This window comes from Micromonospora sp. NPDC049047, from assembly GCF_040649135.1.
In the GTDB taxonomy this organism is placed as follows: domain Bacteria; phylum Actinomycetota; class Actinomycetes; order Mycobacteriales; family Micromonosporaceae; genus Micromonospora.
Map to the genome: position 1 here is coordinate 49,644 of NZ_JBEZEY010000004.1, position 15,154 is coordinate 64,797.

Sequence of the window (15,154 nt, forward strand, 5' to 3'; positions counted from 1 at the left end):
GTGGAGGTCAAGAACGTGGGGACCATCGCGGCGGTCTACCGGTCAGCCGTCGGCCTCCTCCTCCGCCTCTTCGTCGCCGGGCACGGTCAGACCCTGCTCGACGAGGAAGTTCCACCATCCGTCCTTGTCGGAGCCGATCTCGCCATAACCGGCACCGAAGACGTAGTAGGCGAGGAACGAGTCGAGGTCCAGGGTGACCTCAAGGAAGAACTCGCGGGCGAACCACTCGTCGGTGGTCTCCGCGGGGAAGTACCACACCGACCCGGTGTCGCGTCGGATCAGCAGCGGCTCGTCGGACAGCTGGCCGAAGACCAGCCACTTGTGGGGTTCGTCAGCGACGCCGGTGAACTCGGGCATGTGGTCGAGACAGTATTGGTGATTGTTGATTTCCTTGGCATCGAAAAGGTCGAACGAGCCGGCATGGATGCCGTCGGCGGTTTCCAGCAACTCCCGGACCGACTGGGGCAACTCGGCCGGAATCTTCTCGGCCGGAGCACCCTCGTGGATCTGCGCCCAGTACAACGTCGCGGGCTGGTCGGCCTCCAGATCGGTACGTAGCTCGGTGATGAGCTCCCGCAAATCGGGATTCACTCCACTACCTCTATTCGAAGCGGCATTCCATCGGGCAGATTCGCCGTCATCCTAGAGGCGCCCGCCGACACCCCGGTTTGAGTTGTCCCGCCGGAGCTCTCCGATTACAGGCGTGGGCGCCACGAGGTCCGGGAATGACCGGGATCCTTCGACGCCGACGGCGGATGTGGCCTCGTCGGACATGGCGGCCATCGGAGGCGACACCGAACGCCGAGATCACCTGGTCCTACACGTACCTCGGGCAGAAGCTGACCGGTGCGCTGTGCGCCCGCCCCGGCGGAGGGGACCTGTATGTGCCCATGTACGTGACGAAGGTGACCTGGCAGCCGCGCACCTGTTGACCCCGCAGCATCATCTGGTCGTGGGGCTGGCAACGCCGCCGGCACCACGCCAGGCGCGGAGTGCCGGACCTCGCGGTCGTGGCCGAGGTCCGGGTGGCCCAGTCGGTGGGCCGCCTGTGGCATCGTGCAGGCGTGGGCGACGGTGCGCAGACGAACCGGGTGACGTCGATTCCGGAGAAGCTCGATCAGTGGCATGACTTTCGCAAGAGCGTGGGGCTCGTGTCGGTGGTGCTGTTCCTCTTCTGCCTTCTCGCCCTGGGCAACGTCGGCTACCAACTGGCCATCGTCGGTGACGAACACGGGATCTTCGACCCGTTGTCTTTCCTCGGTTTCCTCCTCGTCGGGGCACCCCTCGGCGTGGCGGCGGTGAGTGGCGTGCGCGTCTATCGGGCGGCCAACAACGCCGAATCGAAGCGGCTCGGCCGGATCATGGGTCTCGCACTGCTCGCCGCCGCTGTCCTCCTCGTCGTCACTGGCATCGTCAGGGACGGGCTGTCGTGAACCGCGCCGTCGCCGCCGGGACGGTCACCAGACAGGTGACTCTGGCTCACGCGGGTGAAAGACGGTTCACTGGGAGCGATACCAGCCGGGGCGGAATTCACCTCTCCCGATCGCTACACTCGCCGCTACCCGGCACCGCCCGCACACCCCGGCCTGCGCCCATCCCCTTCGAATGGAGACGCCTGTGACCCCCGACAAGGCGGCACCCCCCGGCATCGACCCGAGCATTCCCAGCGTGGCCCGGGTCTATGACTTCTTCCTGGGCGGCAAGGACAACTTCGAGGCCGACCGGCAGGTCGCCGAGCACGCCCTGCGAATCACCCCGGACGGGCCGGCGGCCGGCCAGGCGAACCGGGCCTTCCTGCGCCGGGTGATTCGCTTCCTGGTCGCCGAGGCGGGCATCGACCAGTTTCTCGACATCGGATCGGGGCTGCCCACCCAGGGCAACGTGCACGAGGTCGCCACCGAGCACAATCCCAAGGCCCAGGTGGTCTACGTGGACAATGATCCGATCGTGCTGACCCACGGGCGTGCCCTGCTCGCCGCGGAGGGCACCGCGACGGTGATCCAGGCGGATATCCGGGCACCGCAGGAGATCCTCGACCATCCGGACGTACGTCGGTTCCTCGACTTCGATCGACCGATCGGGCTGCTGCTCTTCGCGATCCTGCACCACCTCGGTGACGACGAGGATCCGCGAGCGGTGGCGGCGGCGTTGATCGACGCGCTGCCGTCCGGCAGCTACGTGGCAATCTCGCACTTCCGTGACCCGGCCGAGCGGGACCCGGAGGGCTCCCGCAAGGCCCGCGAGGTCGAGCGGATCTTCAACGAGTCGCTGGGCACCGGCCGTTGGCGCACCGACGAGGAGATTCTGTCGTTCGCCGATGGGCTGACGGTGCTGGAACCGGGGCTGGTGCCACTCGCCGAGTGGCGCCCAGAGCCGGGTACGCCCGCCCCGAAGCAGACCGACACGTATCACACCTTCGTCGGGCTCCTCGCCCGCAAACCGTAGGCCCACGGTGAGGTCCGTCGGCGAGAGCACGCCCCGCCGGCGGACCTGCCGCGCGCACCGCATCCGCGTCGGGCTCCGCGCCGGGTGACACCATGACGCGGTGACACACGTGGAGATCAACGGCGAGCCGGCGACAGTCGAGGACGTGCATCGGGCAGCCGTGTGGAACTACGGCCACTTCACCTCCATGCAGGTACGCGGTGCGGCCGCGCCGGGGCTCTCCCTCCATCTCCGCCGGCTGCGCGAGGCCTCGGCCGTGCTGTTTCCCGAGGCCGTTCCAGCGTCCGACGACCAGATCAGAACGTTCGTCGACCGCGCGCTGCGCGACCGGGACGACGCGTCCGTCCAGGTCACCGTCCTTCCGAACCCCACCCGATGGCCGCACACCGACATCATGGTGTCCGTCGACGAACCGGTCGACGGTGCTGCAGGTCCACCGCTGCGAGTCCGAACTGTTCAGTACGAGCGAGAGCTTGCGCAGCTCAAACACCGGGCCACGCTGGGCCTGACCTTCCATCGTCGCCAAGCCCGCCAGGCGGGATTCGACGATGTCTTGTTCGTCGGTCGGGACGGCGACCTCCTCGAGGGCTCGGTATGGAACATCGCCTGCTGGGACGGTACGCAGGTCGTCTGGACCGAGGGTCCGCGCCTGGCGGGCATCACCATGCAGTTGCTTCGACTCGGCCTGCGGCGGCTCGGCGTCCCAGAGGTAACCCGGAAGACGACACGCGAATCTCTCAGCGAGATGACCGCGGCCGTCGCCACCAATTCGCACTGCGCGGCCCAGCCGATCGCCGCGGTGGACGCGACAACCTTCCCCGGAGACCAGGAGTTCACCAGGCTGCTGCGACGCGCCTGGCAGGAAGTGGAGTGGGAGCCGGTCCGGCCAACTCGGTAGGAGGAGTCATCCACGTCGCGCGGCTGCGGGCCCGGCCCTCGGCTCCGCGACGGGTGGCAGTGGTGGGAGAACTCCGGCGGCACGCTCGACGCGGCCTGAGCGGATATCGGCTGGCGAAACCTGTCGCCGTGAGCCATGGCCTGGGGCGTGATTGTCATCCAGCGGGTGCGGGTGCGATGGAGCGCGACTTCACGCGGCGCTCCGGAGGCCAACGCCCGTCGGGGGTTCGACCGCCCGGTGATGCTTCCCGCGCCGCTGCCAACCGGCGATGTCGTGGTCCATGACGTGCTGGCCGACGAGGCGGCCAGCTACTCGCGTCGCAGCGAAATACTGACCGGTGGCGTGAGCATCGCCCTCGACCTGACTCTTCGGCTCACCTTCGAGGGCTCGGCGGTCACCGTCGCGCGCCTGCCGGGCAGGGCCGCGTTTCCCCGGTCGAGGGTGTCGACCCGTCTGTTCACTCTCGCGCACGGGCAGGTCGGCAGGTACCGGGCCAATTTCCGGTTCCGGTTCACCGACTGCGCATGCGACCCGAGCTGGTACTACGAGGACTGGTTGGTTCATGTCAGTAACGGCAGTGCCGCAGCCGACCGGTTTCCGGGCGGCGAGCCGGAGCACGTTGTCGACAATCGCGTCCATCTCTATGGCGGCGTCGCGCGCCGAGGAAACCGCTTGCGCCGTGCGGCCGACGGATCGGCGACATGAGTGATGCTGCGGGTCGCAACGTCGCTCGCCTCGCGAGCGCCGCCCGGCAGGTTCGTCAGCGGTTGTTAATCGGTGCTCTCCAGGTACATGAACAGAAAGACCAAACCGAATATCACCAGGCTGCCGAGCCAGATGTAGACGCCGGACCACCTGCGCCAGTGCAGCGCCCGGTGATCCCGCCACGTCGGCTGGTAGGCGGATCGTGGCGGCGGGGTGTCGGCCCGCTCTGGTGGGGAAGCGGCTGGCGCGGGTTGTTTGGGCGCTACGTAATCCGCCCGGTAGACCGCGCCGCGTTGGGGCTGCTGCGGCCGCACCGGCTGCTGCTGAGCCTGTTGCTCGTAAATCCAGGCGATCGGGGCGCCGGTGGCCGGGTCGTATCCGGGTGGGTGCCGCAGGTGAAGCGGTCGTTCATTGACAGGAATCGCCGGATCGAGGATTTGCGGCTGCTGCGGATCCCACTGCCCCGGCTGCATGGTGGCCCCCTCGACGTCGCGATTCGATAATGGGCCACACAGAGTGATCTTGCAAACGCAATGAGCGTTGCCTGCCGCTGCCAGCTGGGCACTGCACGCAGCGGTGCGCTCTCCCCGTCGAAAGCCACCGGCCCGCGCCCGCAGAGAAACCGGGTGCTGGTCCCGAAGGTGACGACCTACCCCGCGGCAGGACCGTCACCCGCAGTGGCGGCGCGCAACTCCTTGAGCACGTACGTGGCGACCTTCTCGACGACGCGGACGCCCTCCTGCTGGCTCACGTGGTGATCGGAGAGCACGGCGACCAGCCAGTCTTGCCGGGGCTCGACGATCCGCCCGATGCTGTTGACGAGCCAGCGACCGCCGTCGGCATCGGCGGTGTCCCAGCCGTTCTTGACATAGGCGGAGGGATTCCCCGACCCTCGCGCGGCGGTGATTCCCCAGCGTTGCTCGGGAATCACCTTCTTCATGAGACCCATGACGAAGGTACGGTCCGTTGGGGTCAGCGGCCCTGTCGGCGACGTCAGCGCGGTCAGCAGACGGAGCTGGTCAGCGGCGGTGGTAGTGGTGCGTCCCCAGTGCGGGCTGGGCTTGGTCTCCCGCAGACCGAGCGTGCGGTTCGCGGCGATGAGGCCACCTGCGCCGTCGATCCTGTCCCACAGGGCCTCCGCCGCGGCGTTGTCACTGGACACGATCATGGCTTCGGCCAACCGCCTGGTGTCCGCTGCCAGAGCCCTGCCCGGCGGCCTCTGGCGCAGCAGCAGGGCCGCGAGGATGTTGACCTTGACGATGCTGGCCGTCTCGAACCGTCTGGTACCGACGGTCACCTCAGCCGCACCCTGTCGATCCAGTGCGGCGACCGCCACCCGGCCGTCGTACCGCCGCAGGTAGGCCCTGATGCGGGTGCTCGCCTGGTCGATCCGGTCGACGGCTGGCGTCGTGGGAATCGGGCTGGCAGGGGATGTCGCGGGCGATGGGCCGGCTCCGTCGCCGCTGTGCCCGCGCGTGGCGCCGAAGGCGGCCGTCGCGACGCCAGCGAGCGACATGGTGACCGCCGAGACGACCCAACGGCGTGGCAGCTGCCGACCCTTCCGCTCACCCAAGACGGGCCACCGCCTTCGCCGCGACGGAGTCGACGGCGGCCTGGCTGCCCGAGTCGGGCAGGCTGACCGTCGAGACCGTCTCGCCCCGTCTCAGCATGACGAAGTACGTGACGGCACTCGAGATGTCGGCACGCTCGATGCGGCCCCGAATGAGCATGCCGAGGCCCCCCAGGTAGTGCGAATCGACTATGTGGAAGGAGACCTGCGATCCATGGACCAGGTAGCTCGCGCACCGCAGTAGGACCTGGCGGACGTCGTCGACACTCCGCTGCGCCCAGCCAGGCTCGTACGTCTCCACGACGTGGTGTACCGGTGGTGAGCCGCCAGCCGGCCGGTAGTAGCGCTCCACCGCAGTACGCCGATGCGCCTTCGCCGGATAGTCGCTGCTCCGGTAGTCGGGGCAGCTGTCCTGCTCCCACGGCCACGGCGGTGGACCGGTGCGAGTGTCCTCCCGCCAGTCCGCGCCCAGATCGTCCGCCGTCAGCAGCATGTCCGCCCCGCCCCGCTCCGCGTCTGCGCTGTGTCGCTCGTCGGGTTCGACGTCGGCCTCCCGCCGATGGCAGCCGGCGGCCAGCACCACAAACACCGACAGGACCCCCAGCACCACCCAGGCGACCGGGCGTCGTCCGCCGCCGCGAAGCGGACGTTGGCGTGTCCTGCTGCTCGATACCGACACGGAACCTCCCCAACCCAGAAATGTGCCACCGCAGGTCGCGCCGCAACCGGACCCGTCAGTGGCGCTCCTCGGCGAACAGTTCGGCGCGCGTCTCGTCGAGCAAGTCGCGGAGCCGGTTGAGGGAGCGCATGCTCTGGCTTTTGACGACGGCGATGGAGACGCCCACCACCTCGGCGGTCTTTTCCACACTCAGGTCGTCCCAGTAGCGCAGGACGATGATCGCCCGATCCCGTAACGGCAGAGTGGCGACCGCGTCGAGCAGCGTCATGCGCAGCTCGCTCGGATGTTCCTCGCCCCGGTCCGGCGGCTCCGACATCGCCAACTCGCGGCTGGAGCGACGCCGCTGCTGATCGATCATGGAGCGGAGCAGAATCTTGCGAGCGTAGGCGTGCGGATCGTCGGCGCGCTGGACCCGCCGCCAGTTCGCGTACACCTTGGCCAGCGTCGTCTGGGTGAGGTCCTGGGCGAGATGCCAGTCGCGACACATCAGGAACGCGGCTTCGCGCAGGCGGCCCGCAACCGCCTGCGCGAATTCCACGAAGTCTTCGTCAGCCATTCGACCGGGCCAGCGCCGCGAAGCTCTTGGCACCGGAGTGCACGTACTCGGCCGGCAGCTTCGTCCCCCAGATCGGGTTGGCGGCGACCCCGATCGCCTCCTGCACGGACAGGGCGGGCAACGCCGGCGTGTTTCCCATGCCCTCCCAGGCCAGACAGGTGGCGATCATCAGGTCGACCTGGAGGCCACCCCGGTGGTGCACAGTGACCATCTTGTTCTGTACGCAGTTGTCAGGCAGCTCGGTCAGCTCGACCGTTCCCGGGGGCGGGTCGCCGCCGAGTCTGTCCTGGTAGATGGAGAGTCGCAGCATGCCCGGCCCGTTGCCACGATCCAGGTAGAGCTGGACGTACGGCATGCCGGGGCCTGCCCCGCTACTCGGCAGGCTCGCATAACCGCTTGTCTTTCCCTTCGGCAGCAGCCGGACCAACAGCTCCAGCGCGCCCTGCGGGGTGGTGGTCAGCAGATCACCATCCGGCCCCGCCCCGATCCGCACGGTGTCGATCACCGTCGTCGACGGAGTCGGCGAGACGGGCGGCTGGATCGCTCCGTTGCGCTGCTCGTCGGTGCCGGTCAGAGACCCGCCCGGGGCGGGATTAGCTGCGGCCCCGGCCCGCGACGGCGCGGCCGGGTCGACCGGCCCACCCGGCACACCGACGTTCGGCCCGCCAGGCTGACCGGCGTCACCCGCACCGACGCGCAGCGGCCCGGCGGCCAAGCCGATCACCAGCAGCACAGTCAACGCCGATCCGCCCGCGCCGAGCTGCACCAGTCGGCGCTGGCGGCGCAGCCGGCGGCCCTGCACCACTGACTGCTGGACCAGATCACCCATCGGTGGGGCGGGGTATCGGGCCATATCGTCCCTGAAACGACTCCGCACGTCGCCCATGTCCGGTACCTCCTCGGCCGACCGCCCGCCGTGGCGATCCTTCGCCTACCTGACGCGATGGCCAGCCGATTCGGTTACCGTTTTGCTCCGAGAATTTTTCACCCACACCGGCACGGCCGCGCGACATCAGCGGCAGCGGATGGCCGGGATCGACACCGCCCGCTACTCTCCGATCCGCGGTTGCCTCGGCCCGTGCGCGGCGCGGGTCATTCAGCGATCTTCTGTCGGGCGGCGATGGCAGCGGCGTGCAGCGTCTCGTCCGCGCGCATCTCGGCGTCGAGGTCGCCGATACTCATCCCGACTCGATGTCGGGCGGCCACGAACCGGTCCAGCCGGTCGAGTATCGGCCGCGCGTGCGGCCCCATCGCGGCGAAGACCCGCAATGCCTCGCGCCCGTACAGGTCCTCGGAGAGGTACTCCGGCAAGACCGCAAGCAGTTCAGCGGCTACCGCGGGACCCTCCTGGCACCACAGTGCACCGGCCGACTTCACCTGCCCGAAGCTGGGCGCCCGGAACAGGTGCCGCAGCTGTCTGTGCTGGCGGGCGGTGAGCCCGCCGTGCTCGACCAGCCAGGTCAGCAGCGCAAGCGCGAGTAGATCTCGGCCAGGTTGTTCCGGCCGGCCGGCGAGATAGTTGTCGGCCACCGCCCGGTCGGCGGTGACTGTGAGGAGGGCAAGCGTCGCACCCTGGGTCGAGTACTGGCCCAGCAGCGCTGCCGCGGCTGCGGCGGCTGGCCCGATCCGTCCCAGGACATAGATCACACAGCTCGGGGTGTCGTTCTCGGCCCCCTGAGTCTGGCGATGAGTTCCGGCACCGCGGCAACCGCGGCCGGACCGAACGCGGCAAGCACCCGCATCGGCAGGACCGGTACACACGAATCCGGGAGCGCGGCCAAGATCTGCCGGGCCGCGGCCACCGACGACTGCGGATCAGCCCCGGCCCGGGCAACCACCTTGAACGCCTCGGCCAGGCGCGGTTCGTCGCTGTCGGCGAGCATCAGCCGTACCAGATGCGGCACCGCCCGGTGGTCGCCGACGCTGCCCAAGGCGATGGCGGCCACCGCACCGAGCTCAGGATCACCGAACATCGCCGCGAGTCCGTCGGCGGCCAGGCGGGACGCGGTAAGTGAAGCCGCCAACGTGTGCAGTGCCGCCGACCGGATATCGGCGAGGTCGTCCTGCAGGAGGCCGGTAAGCATCGGTGTCACCCGCCCCGGCGCGGCACGCAGCGTCATGTGCTGGCCAGGCCGACGGGTCGGCGCTGCTGAACCCGGCGATGTTGGCCAGTAGCCGGACGGCCGGAACGTGATCCGACCGCAGGCGTTCCAGGATGGCTTGACGCTGCGCGATCTTTTTCCAGGGCATGGCATCCACGAGGGCGGTCCGGACGACCGGATCCGTCGCGGCGACCAACGCCGACATGGCCCGAGCAGGTTCCGCGGTGCCCACAAGTAACGCGGCTGCGGACTGTCGCACCTGCGGATCCACGTCGCTCACTGCCGACTCGGCGGCGGCGGCCACCAACGGCCAGCGAGGGCGCTGGAAGCACAGCTCGCGCAACAGCTCGAAGATGATCCGCCGGGCCGACCGGCGGTGGTCGGTCGTGAAGGTCAGCAGACGACGGGTCGTCGGCCCGTCCCGGTCGGCCTCGACCCCATGCCAGATGCGTGACCGTACGTCGCCGCACGGGACAAGAACATCACCCGAGGCGATGCCCGCTTCCAGCCATCCCCAGTCGTCAAGCGGCGACACCAGCGCCGGGCCGGTCACTTCGCGAGGCGCGGGGCGCCCTTCCAGTACGTCATGAACGCGATCTTCCCCCACGAGCGCTGCGGCAGACAACGCGAATTCGTCTGCCGGCGCGAGCGGATGCCCAGGATCAGGATCACCGCTCGCCGCCGGGCACGGCATCGAGAAGGGCGCTGACGCGGGCGCAGGATTCGGCGTCATCGGGTCCGGTGATGAGACGGTAGCCGAGTGGCTCAGGGAGATCCGACAGCCGCAAACGATGTGCGACACAGTCGGCCCGCCGGCGGTCGATGGCTACCCCGGGTGGTGAGACCCTGCCGGCGAGTGCGCTCGGCGGCAGGTCCCTCCCCCGGCAGCTCCCATCGGTGTGAAAGAGTTCGATCATGAATAGCTGGGCACGCCCTCTCGACGGCATGAACGCGCTGATTGTCGGAGGCGGAGGCGAGGGAATCGGCCGGGAGATCTCGCGTGCGTTCGCCTCGGCCGGTGCGGCTGTCGCCGTCGCAGACATCGATTCACGCCGGGCGCACGAGGCCGTCGATGAGTTGGTCCAGTCAGGTGCCCACGCGCGTGCGCTCGCCGGGGATGTCCGGTCCAAATCAGCTGTAGCCGAGTTCGTCGACGCAACAGTGGCCGAGTTTGGTCGGCTCGACACGCTTGTGACAGTCGTGGGCGGGCAGCTCGCGTTTGTGCCGGCGGTACGACTGCACGAGATGAGCGACGACGACTGGGATCTCGCGTACGAGATGAACCTCGGTTATGTGGTCCGCGCGGCCCGTGCGGCAGTCCGTGCCTTCCTGGCCCAGGGACAGGGTGGTTCCATTGTGAGCGTCGGATCGGTCACCGGGGTCATGGCCGCACCCATGCAGGCCGGCTACGGTGCTGCCAAGGCCGGCCTGCTCAGTCTCGCCAAGACCGTCGCGGCGGAGTACGCGGGCGACGGGATCCGGATGAACGTGGTGGCGTGCGGCGCGATCGCCACTGCGGTGGCGAACTCCGCGCAGCTCGGCGACGAGGTGCCCGAGATCCCGATGCGCCGGCTCGGCGTTCCCGCCGACGCCGCTGCGGCTGCCGTCTATCTGGCCTCGCCGCTCTCGTCCTACGTGACCGGGCAGAGCGTCGTCGTCGATGGAGGTGTCACGGTGCGCGGTCCATTCTCCGCCTGACCCGTTCCGGCACCCGTGGGGCACGGCGACGAACCAGTCAGCCCGCGTCGACGCCACCGGTGTCGGTGCCCAGTCCCGCCACGCTGACCCACGGCCGAGAACAGAGAGCGTCATCCGGTGCGCCTCCGCCCGCCCTACCCAGGGCGGGCGGCACCGGTAGGGCGATGGCGGCCGATCAGGTGCGGTCGGTGCTGAGGAGTAGCTGCGCGACGGGCACGAGTCGCCGAACCCCACGGCTGGGAATGGGCTGCTCTGCACCCTTGACGGTGGCGATGTCGGCCACGAACGCCTCGATCTGTTGGCGGGTGACACCTGGCATACAGATCAGGTGGCTGATGCCGCCGTCGGCGTTGGAGAGGCCGTGGCGGCGGGCGATTGCCGGCGGCGGAGTCGTGAAGTAGACAGTGAACGCGTGGACGTGGCGCCAAGCCGGCCAGCCGACGCTGGCCAGCAGCGAGTGGGCGAAGCGAGCCGTCTCCCGGGCGCGTTCGGCGCGCTCGCGGTGCCCGGCCTCGCCGAGCAGTCGCAGGGCGTACCACATCTGGACGGCGAGTTGGCCGCAGCGGGAGCCGCTGATGGTGCTGTCGGTCGTGGCCGTGTAGGAAATCTGCCGGGCCGCCCGTTGCAGCGAGCGGCGAGTCACCACGAGGCCGCCCGGAATCGTGGTGCCATAGAACTTGTGGCAGGAAATTGCCACGGAGTCGACCACAGCGCCGAGATCGATGGCCACCGGCCGGTCCGGCAGCAGGGCCAACGGAACGCCGGCGAGCGCACCGTCGACGTGCAGGTGCGAGTTGCGGATTGCCAGGTCAGACAGGGCACGGCGAACTCGGGCGGGATCGTCCACCGCCTCCGTCACGGTCGTACCCGCGTTTGCCACGACGATTGCCGGCCGGTCTCTTCGCCGCGCCAACTCGCCCCGCAGATCGTCATAGTCGATCTCTCCCCGGGCGTCGGTGCGGATGACGACCTCGGGAAGGCCGAGCGCACTTGCCGTCTTGCGGATCCAGTCGTGAGTGGCCTCGCTGTAGTACAGCACCGGATTCGCGCCCGCGAATCTGTCGCGGGCGAGCAGGATCGCCGCCTGGTTCGCCTCGGTGCCACCGCTGGTCAGGTATCCCCACCGATCGTCGGCGGGGGCGCCGAAGAGGTTCGCGTGCCAGTCGATGACCTCTCGCTCGTAGGCCTTCGTGTGGCCGGTGTCGGGGTCGGTGTCCGGGTCGCCAACATTGTTGATCAACAATCCGAACAGCGGGGTCACCGGTTCGTAGTCGATGTCCAGGGCGGCCGGAAAGCCAATCGTCCGGCGCGCCGCTAAGGTGGCTCGCAACTGCTCGATCTGAGCAGCGAGCGACAAGCCGTCGGGAACGCTTGTGGGAGCGGTCATCGCTGGCCGTCCACAGTGGCGTCCACGACATCACACACCAGCAGGCGGCATCGCCGATGGTAGGGGATGGTCACGGGCACTCCGTTGATAGGCAATTAAGCGATGAGTGGACCATGACCGCGACGCCCAGGCAACCGCCCCTTGCGTCGAATGATCGAGCCGACTCGTGGTGCGCGGTTGATCGCGGTGTGTGTTCGATGAGAGGCTATGGCGACGTCTTTTGGGAGGACCACACCGTGGCGTACGACAGGCCCGCGACCCACCTGGGTCCTCTTGAGAGGACCCCCGAGGACTGGAGGGCAGCGGCGAGCAGTGGAAGGACGGCTGCGCACTGGGACCCGCAGCCGAGCGGCTACACCGCATCACCCCCACCGGCACCGGACGGACGGCATGGTTGGGTAGCGCCCGCCAGCGAGGTGCCGGCAGCCGAGCAGTACCAGCCGGCCTCCTGGCATGCCGGGCCCTCTGCGCAGCAACCGCTACCACCTGATCCACCGCCGGCTGCCCGTGAGTCGCCACCCGCACCTCCGATCAGCGATCCCGAAACGCGACGGATCTGGGCGTCGTTGCGCTCCTCCGCGCTGAGTCGGGTCGGCCTGATGAACACGATGCACGGCCGCCACGCGTGGACTCAGCGTCGACGCAACCCGTTGTGCCCCTACGGCTTCGCGTTCCTCTACGCGGTACCAGTCGTCGGCTCCACGTTGCAGCGGCCGGTCTTCGAAGTGGGCGCGGCGACGCGTCTGGACAAGGCCGGCGAGGACGTGTCGTACCTCCCCCGGCTGCTCTATGACCTCGGCGAGACGGCACGGCACTACCTCGACCACGGCGGACTGGATCCGCGTCAGCCACCGCAGATGTGCAATCGGGTCGACGACCGGGTCACCGCGGAGTCGACGTTCATCGGCATCGCGGTCAGTTCCCTGGACGGTCCGCTGGGCAGCTGGGAGCAGACGATGCGCAAGGTGGAAGGCGAGGACCGGATTCCAGGACGGTTCTACATCCAGCTGATGGACCCCGAAGAGACGAGGATGGTCGTCGACCGGCCGGCCGACCCGTGGGAGAGGCCGTTGATCCAGTCCACGACACCGACGTACGAGGCGTGGCGGCCGCTGCACAGCCACCCGGGGGACGCCCCGATCTGGGCCGGGATCGCGCAGTTGGCGACGCTCGTCCACCAAGGCGCGCAACGGCTCGCTCAGGCCAGAGGCGCGACGGCGTAGGGGTCACGACAGCAGGCAGGCGGTGCCGCTTCCGCGGCCCCGCCTGCCTGCTGTCGTGACGTACTGTTCAGAGCGTGAGGTGGCCCAGATCCTCGTCGACCTGCCGGGTGGGGTTCGTCTCGCGTTCGCCGAACCCATCGAGCAGCTCCGGCTGGCGGGCCCGCAGGCTGATCGCCCACAACACCCCGATGAGGACGAACGCACCGACCGTCCCGGGCACCAGCCACGCTCGATGAGAGCCAGGTGGCGTGCCAAGCGCGGCACTGATGTTGATCAGTGTGACCAGGAGGATCACCCCGATGGCGATCCCGCCGAGCGTGGGGGCGATCGCCCGGGCCCACAGCGACTCGCTGCGTCCACCGCCGCGGGCGAAGAAGCGGACAGTGGCGAGTGAGCTCATCGCCATCAACAGCATCAGACTGACGGCGGCGATGTTGGACAGCCAGGTGAACATGGTCAGCGCTTCGGCACCGCTCACCACGAAGAGCAGAATGACGATCAGAGCGGTGACCGACTGGGCGATCGATCCGCCCTGGGGCGCGCCGGACCCGCCCTCACGGATCGTGGCGAGGCGAGCGGGCAGCAGCCGGTCCTTGCCGAGCGTGAACAGGTACCTCGCCACGCTGTTGTGGAAGCTGATCATCGCCGCGAGGACGCTGCTGATCAGCAGCAGACCACCAAGCGCCATCAACAGCACGCCGGCGCTGCCAGCGCGGGAGTCCGAGAAGACCTCGAACGGCAGCGGCGCTGCCGGGTCGCGGGCCAGGTCGATGACCCGGTCGGCACCCACGGTCGCCACCATCGCCCAGGCGCACAGGGCGTAGAGCAGGCCCAGGCCGACGATCACGTAGATGATGCTGCGGGAAACCGCCCGGGGTGAGCGCGCCTCCGCACCGTACGCGGCGATGGTTTCGGTGCCGAAGAACGCGGCGAAGCCGAGTGGCAGCACCGCGAGCCCGGCCACCACCCCGGTGCTGAACAACTGCGTCGGGTTGAGCGCCTCGAACGTCAAGTTGCCGCCGGCGGGGTGGGCCAGACCAACCAGCACGAACACGATCAGCAGCGCGACCTCGACGATCAGGATGGTCCCGAACATGGCGGTGCTGACGCCGGTGCGTTGCAGGCCGAATGCCGCCACGATGGCCCACGCGATGAGAGCGAAAATCCACCACGGCCCGCCGATCAAGCCGCTGACCACCGAACCGAGCAGCCCGTACAGCGAGATTTGAATGGTGTTGTAGGCAAGGAGCACCACCGGCGCTCCGGCGACACCGACGAGCCGAGACAGTCCGGCGGCGAGGGCGGTGTAGAAGATCCCGCTGGGTTGGACGTACCTGGCGATGGCGATGTATCCCGGCGCCCAGAGGAGCATCACGACGGTCAGGAGCAAGAAACTGGCGGCTACGCTGGTATTTCCGGTTGCCGCATAGGTGGCGACGATACCGCCGACGAGAACGGCCATTGGGGACGACGCGGTCGCCCCGAACGTCACAAGCGAACTCGTCCGCAGAGTCTTGCGTGCCAGCCCTCGTTCGGCGGACACCGTCGTGGGGGTCACAGAAGATGTGACCATAGCTGAGCCTCCCCATGTCAAAGGCAAATCGGTCTGGCGACGGGACTCGATGACCTTACAGGGTGATTGCTTCGCCATCACTAGCCGAAGTCTCGCTATTACCCGGCCCTTCCCCGCCGGTCCTGTCGCTACGTTCTAATAGGTCGGAAGTGTTCTGTTCTGCGGTGATGTGGCATCGGGCACTGCCGATCGCAGAAAAAGACCGAGGGCCAGCCTGGCGGTCAGCAGGTGATCCGCGCGGGTGGATGCTCCGAGCACTGCTGACGGCGTACCACGTCGTGCTCGCCAGCCGTTCGGTGAGCGCCCGTCGGCTGACGC

18 protein-coding genes are annotated in these 15,154 nt (G+C 68.6%); 7 read left to right on the forward strand and 11 right to left on the reverse strand.

The annotated features are described in order from the left end of the window. Nucleotides 1-42 precede the first annotated feature (42 nt). Nucleotides 43-591, reverse strand: a complete 549-nt coding sequence (locus tag AB0B86_RS08335; RefSeq protein WP_357416911.1) for a hypothetical protein — start codon at nt 589-591, stop codon at nt 43-45. A gap of 134 nt (nt 592-725) precedes the next feature. On the opposite strand from AB0B86_RS08335, the gene AB0B86_RS08340 reads away from it, so the two are divergent. The 5 genes from AB0B86_RS08340 (at nt 726) to AB0B86_RS08360 (ending at nt 4,048) form a co-directional block, all read left to right on the forward strand. Continuing rightward, nucleotides 726-932, forward strand: coding sequence for a hypothetical protein (locus AB0B86_RS08340; RefSeq protein WP_357409360.1), 207 nt, complete (start codon nt 726-728; stop codon nt 930-932). A gap of 60 nt (nt 933-992) precedes the next feature. Continuing rightward, complete coding sequence (locus tag AB0B86_RS08345; protein ID WP_357416913.1) at nt 993-1,433, forward strand: hypothetical protein; 441 nt, start codon at nt 993-995, stop codon at nt 1,431-1,433. 184 nt (nt 1,434-1,617) lie between these two features. After that, complete coding sequence (locus AB0B86_RS08350) at nt 1,618-2,445, forward strand: SAM-dependent methyltransferase (protein WP_357409356.1); 828 nt, start codon at nt 1,618-1,620, stop codon at nt 2,443-2,445. A 109-nt stretch (nt 2,446-2,554) separates the two neighbouring features. Next, a complete protein-coding gene (locus tag AB0B86_RS08355; protein ID WP_357416916.1) occupies nt 2,555-3,343 on the forward strand; it encodes an aminotransferase class IV in 789 nt (262 codons plus the stop codon). Nucleotides 3,344-3,490: 147 nt separating this feature from the next. After that, nucleotides 3,491-4,048 carry a hypothetical protein gene (locus tag AB0B86_RS08360; protein WP_357416918.1) on the forward strand — a complete coding sequence of 186 codons (558 nt, stop codon included), beginning with the start codon at nt 3,491-3,493 and terminating at the stop codon, nt 4,046-4,048. A 65-nt stretch (nt 4,049-4,113) separates the two neighbouring features. Here AB0B86_RS08360 and AB0B86_RS08365 read toward each other — a convergent pair whose 3' ends face one another. The 8 genes from AB0B86_RS08365 to AB0B86_RS08400 form a co-directional block, all read right to left on the reverse strand. Then, a complete protein-coding gene (locus tag AB0B86_RS08365; protein WP_357416921.1) occupies nt 4,114-4,521 on the reverse strand; it encodes a hypothetical protein in 408 nt (135 codons plus the stop codon). 176 nt (nt 4,522-4,697) lie between these two features. Beyond that, nucleotides 4,698-5,345: a serine hydrolase gene (locus AB0B86_RS08370; protein WP_357416924.1), complete on the reverse strand. Its 648-nt coding sequence runs from the start codon at nt 5,343-5,345 to the stop codon at nt 4,698-4,700. A gap of 268 nt (nt 5,346-5,613) precedes the next feature. After that, a complete protein-coding gene (locus AB0B86_RS08375; RefSeq protein WP_357416927.1) occupies nt 5,614-6,297 on the reverse strand; it encodes a hypothetical protein in 684 nt (227 codons plus the stop codon). Nucleotides 6,298-6,352: 55 nt separating this feature from the next. Beyond that, nucleotides 6,353-6,853, reverse strand: a complete 501-nt coding sequence (locus AB0B86_RS08380; protein ID WP_357416930.1) for a SigE family RNA polymerase sigma factor — start codon at nt 6,851-6,853, stop codon at nt 6,353-6,355. Further along, on the reverse strand, nt 6,846-7,682 hold the full coding sequence (locus AB0B86_RS08385) for a hypothetical protein (protein ID WP_357409342.1): 837 nt from the start codon (nt 7,680-7,682) through the stop codon (nt 6,846-6,848). Before AB0B86_RS08385 ends, AB0B86_RS08380 begins: the two co-directional genes overlap by 8 nt. Before the next feature lie 263 nt (nt 7,683-7,945). Then, nucleotides 7,946-8,500 (reverse strand): hypothetical protein, encoded by a 555-nt coding sequence (locus AB0B86_RS08390; protein ID WP_357409340.1) that lies wholly within the window; start codon nt 8,498-8,500, stop codon nt 7,946-7,948. Continuing rightward, nucleotides 8,497-8,826, reverse strand: a complete 330-nt coding sequence (locus tag AB0B86_RS08395; RefSeq protein ID WP_357409338.1) for a hypothetical protein — start codon at nt 8,824-8,826, stop codon at nt 8,497-8,499. Before AB0B86_RS08395 ends, AB0B86_RS08390 begins: the two co-directional genes overlap by 4 nt. Then, nucleotides 8,816-9,688, reverse strand: a complete 873-nt coding sequence (locus AB0B86_RS08400) for a hypothetical protein (RefSeq protein WP_357416932.1) — start codon at nt 9,686-9,688, stop codon at nt 8,816-8,818. The genes AB0B86_RS08395 and AB0B86_RS08400 overlap by 11 nt, the downstream gene beginning before the upstream one ends. A 212-nt stretch (nt 9,689-9,900) precedes the next feature. Here AB0B86_RS08400 and AB0B86_RS08405 point away from each other — a divergent pair, with 212 nt between their 5' ends. Then, on the forward strand, nt 9,901-10,653 hold the full coding sequence (locus AB0B86_RS08405) for an SDR family oxidoreductase (RefSeq protein ID WP_357409433.1): 753 nt from the start codon (nt 9,901-9,903) through the stop codon (nt 10,651-10,653). Nucleotides 10,654-10,828: 175 nt separating this feature from the next. Here AB0B86_RS08405 and AB0B86_RS08410 read toward each other — a convergent pair whose 3' ends face one another. Next, nucleotides 10,829-12,040 (reverse strand): histidine decarboxylase, encoded by a 1,212-nt coding sequence (locus tag AB0B86_RS08410; RefSeq protein ID WP_357409335.1) that lies wholly within the window; start codon nt 12,038-12,040, stop codon nt 10,829-10,831. A 599-nt stretch (nt 12,041-12,639) separates the two neighbouring features. Between AB0B86_RS08410 and AB0B86_RS08415 the strand changes: the two genes are divergently transcribed. Beyond that, a complete protein-coding gene (locus tag AB0B86_RS08415) occupies nt 12,640-13,263 on the forward strand; it encodes a hypothetical protein (RefSeq protein WP_357409333.1) in 624 nt (207 codons plus the stop codon). Between the two features lie 67 nt (nt 13,264-13,330). On the opposite strand, the gene AB0B86_RS08420 is transcribed toward AB0B86_RS08415, so the two are convergent. Beyond that, nucleotides 13,331-14,914, reverse strand: a complete 1,584-nt coding sequence (locus AB0B86_RS08420) for an APC family permease (protein ID WP_357417224.1) — start codon at nt 14,912-14,914, stop codon at nt 13,331-13,333. Nucleotides 14,915-15,154 lie beyond the last annotated feature (240 nt).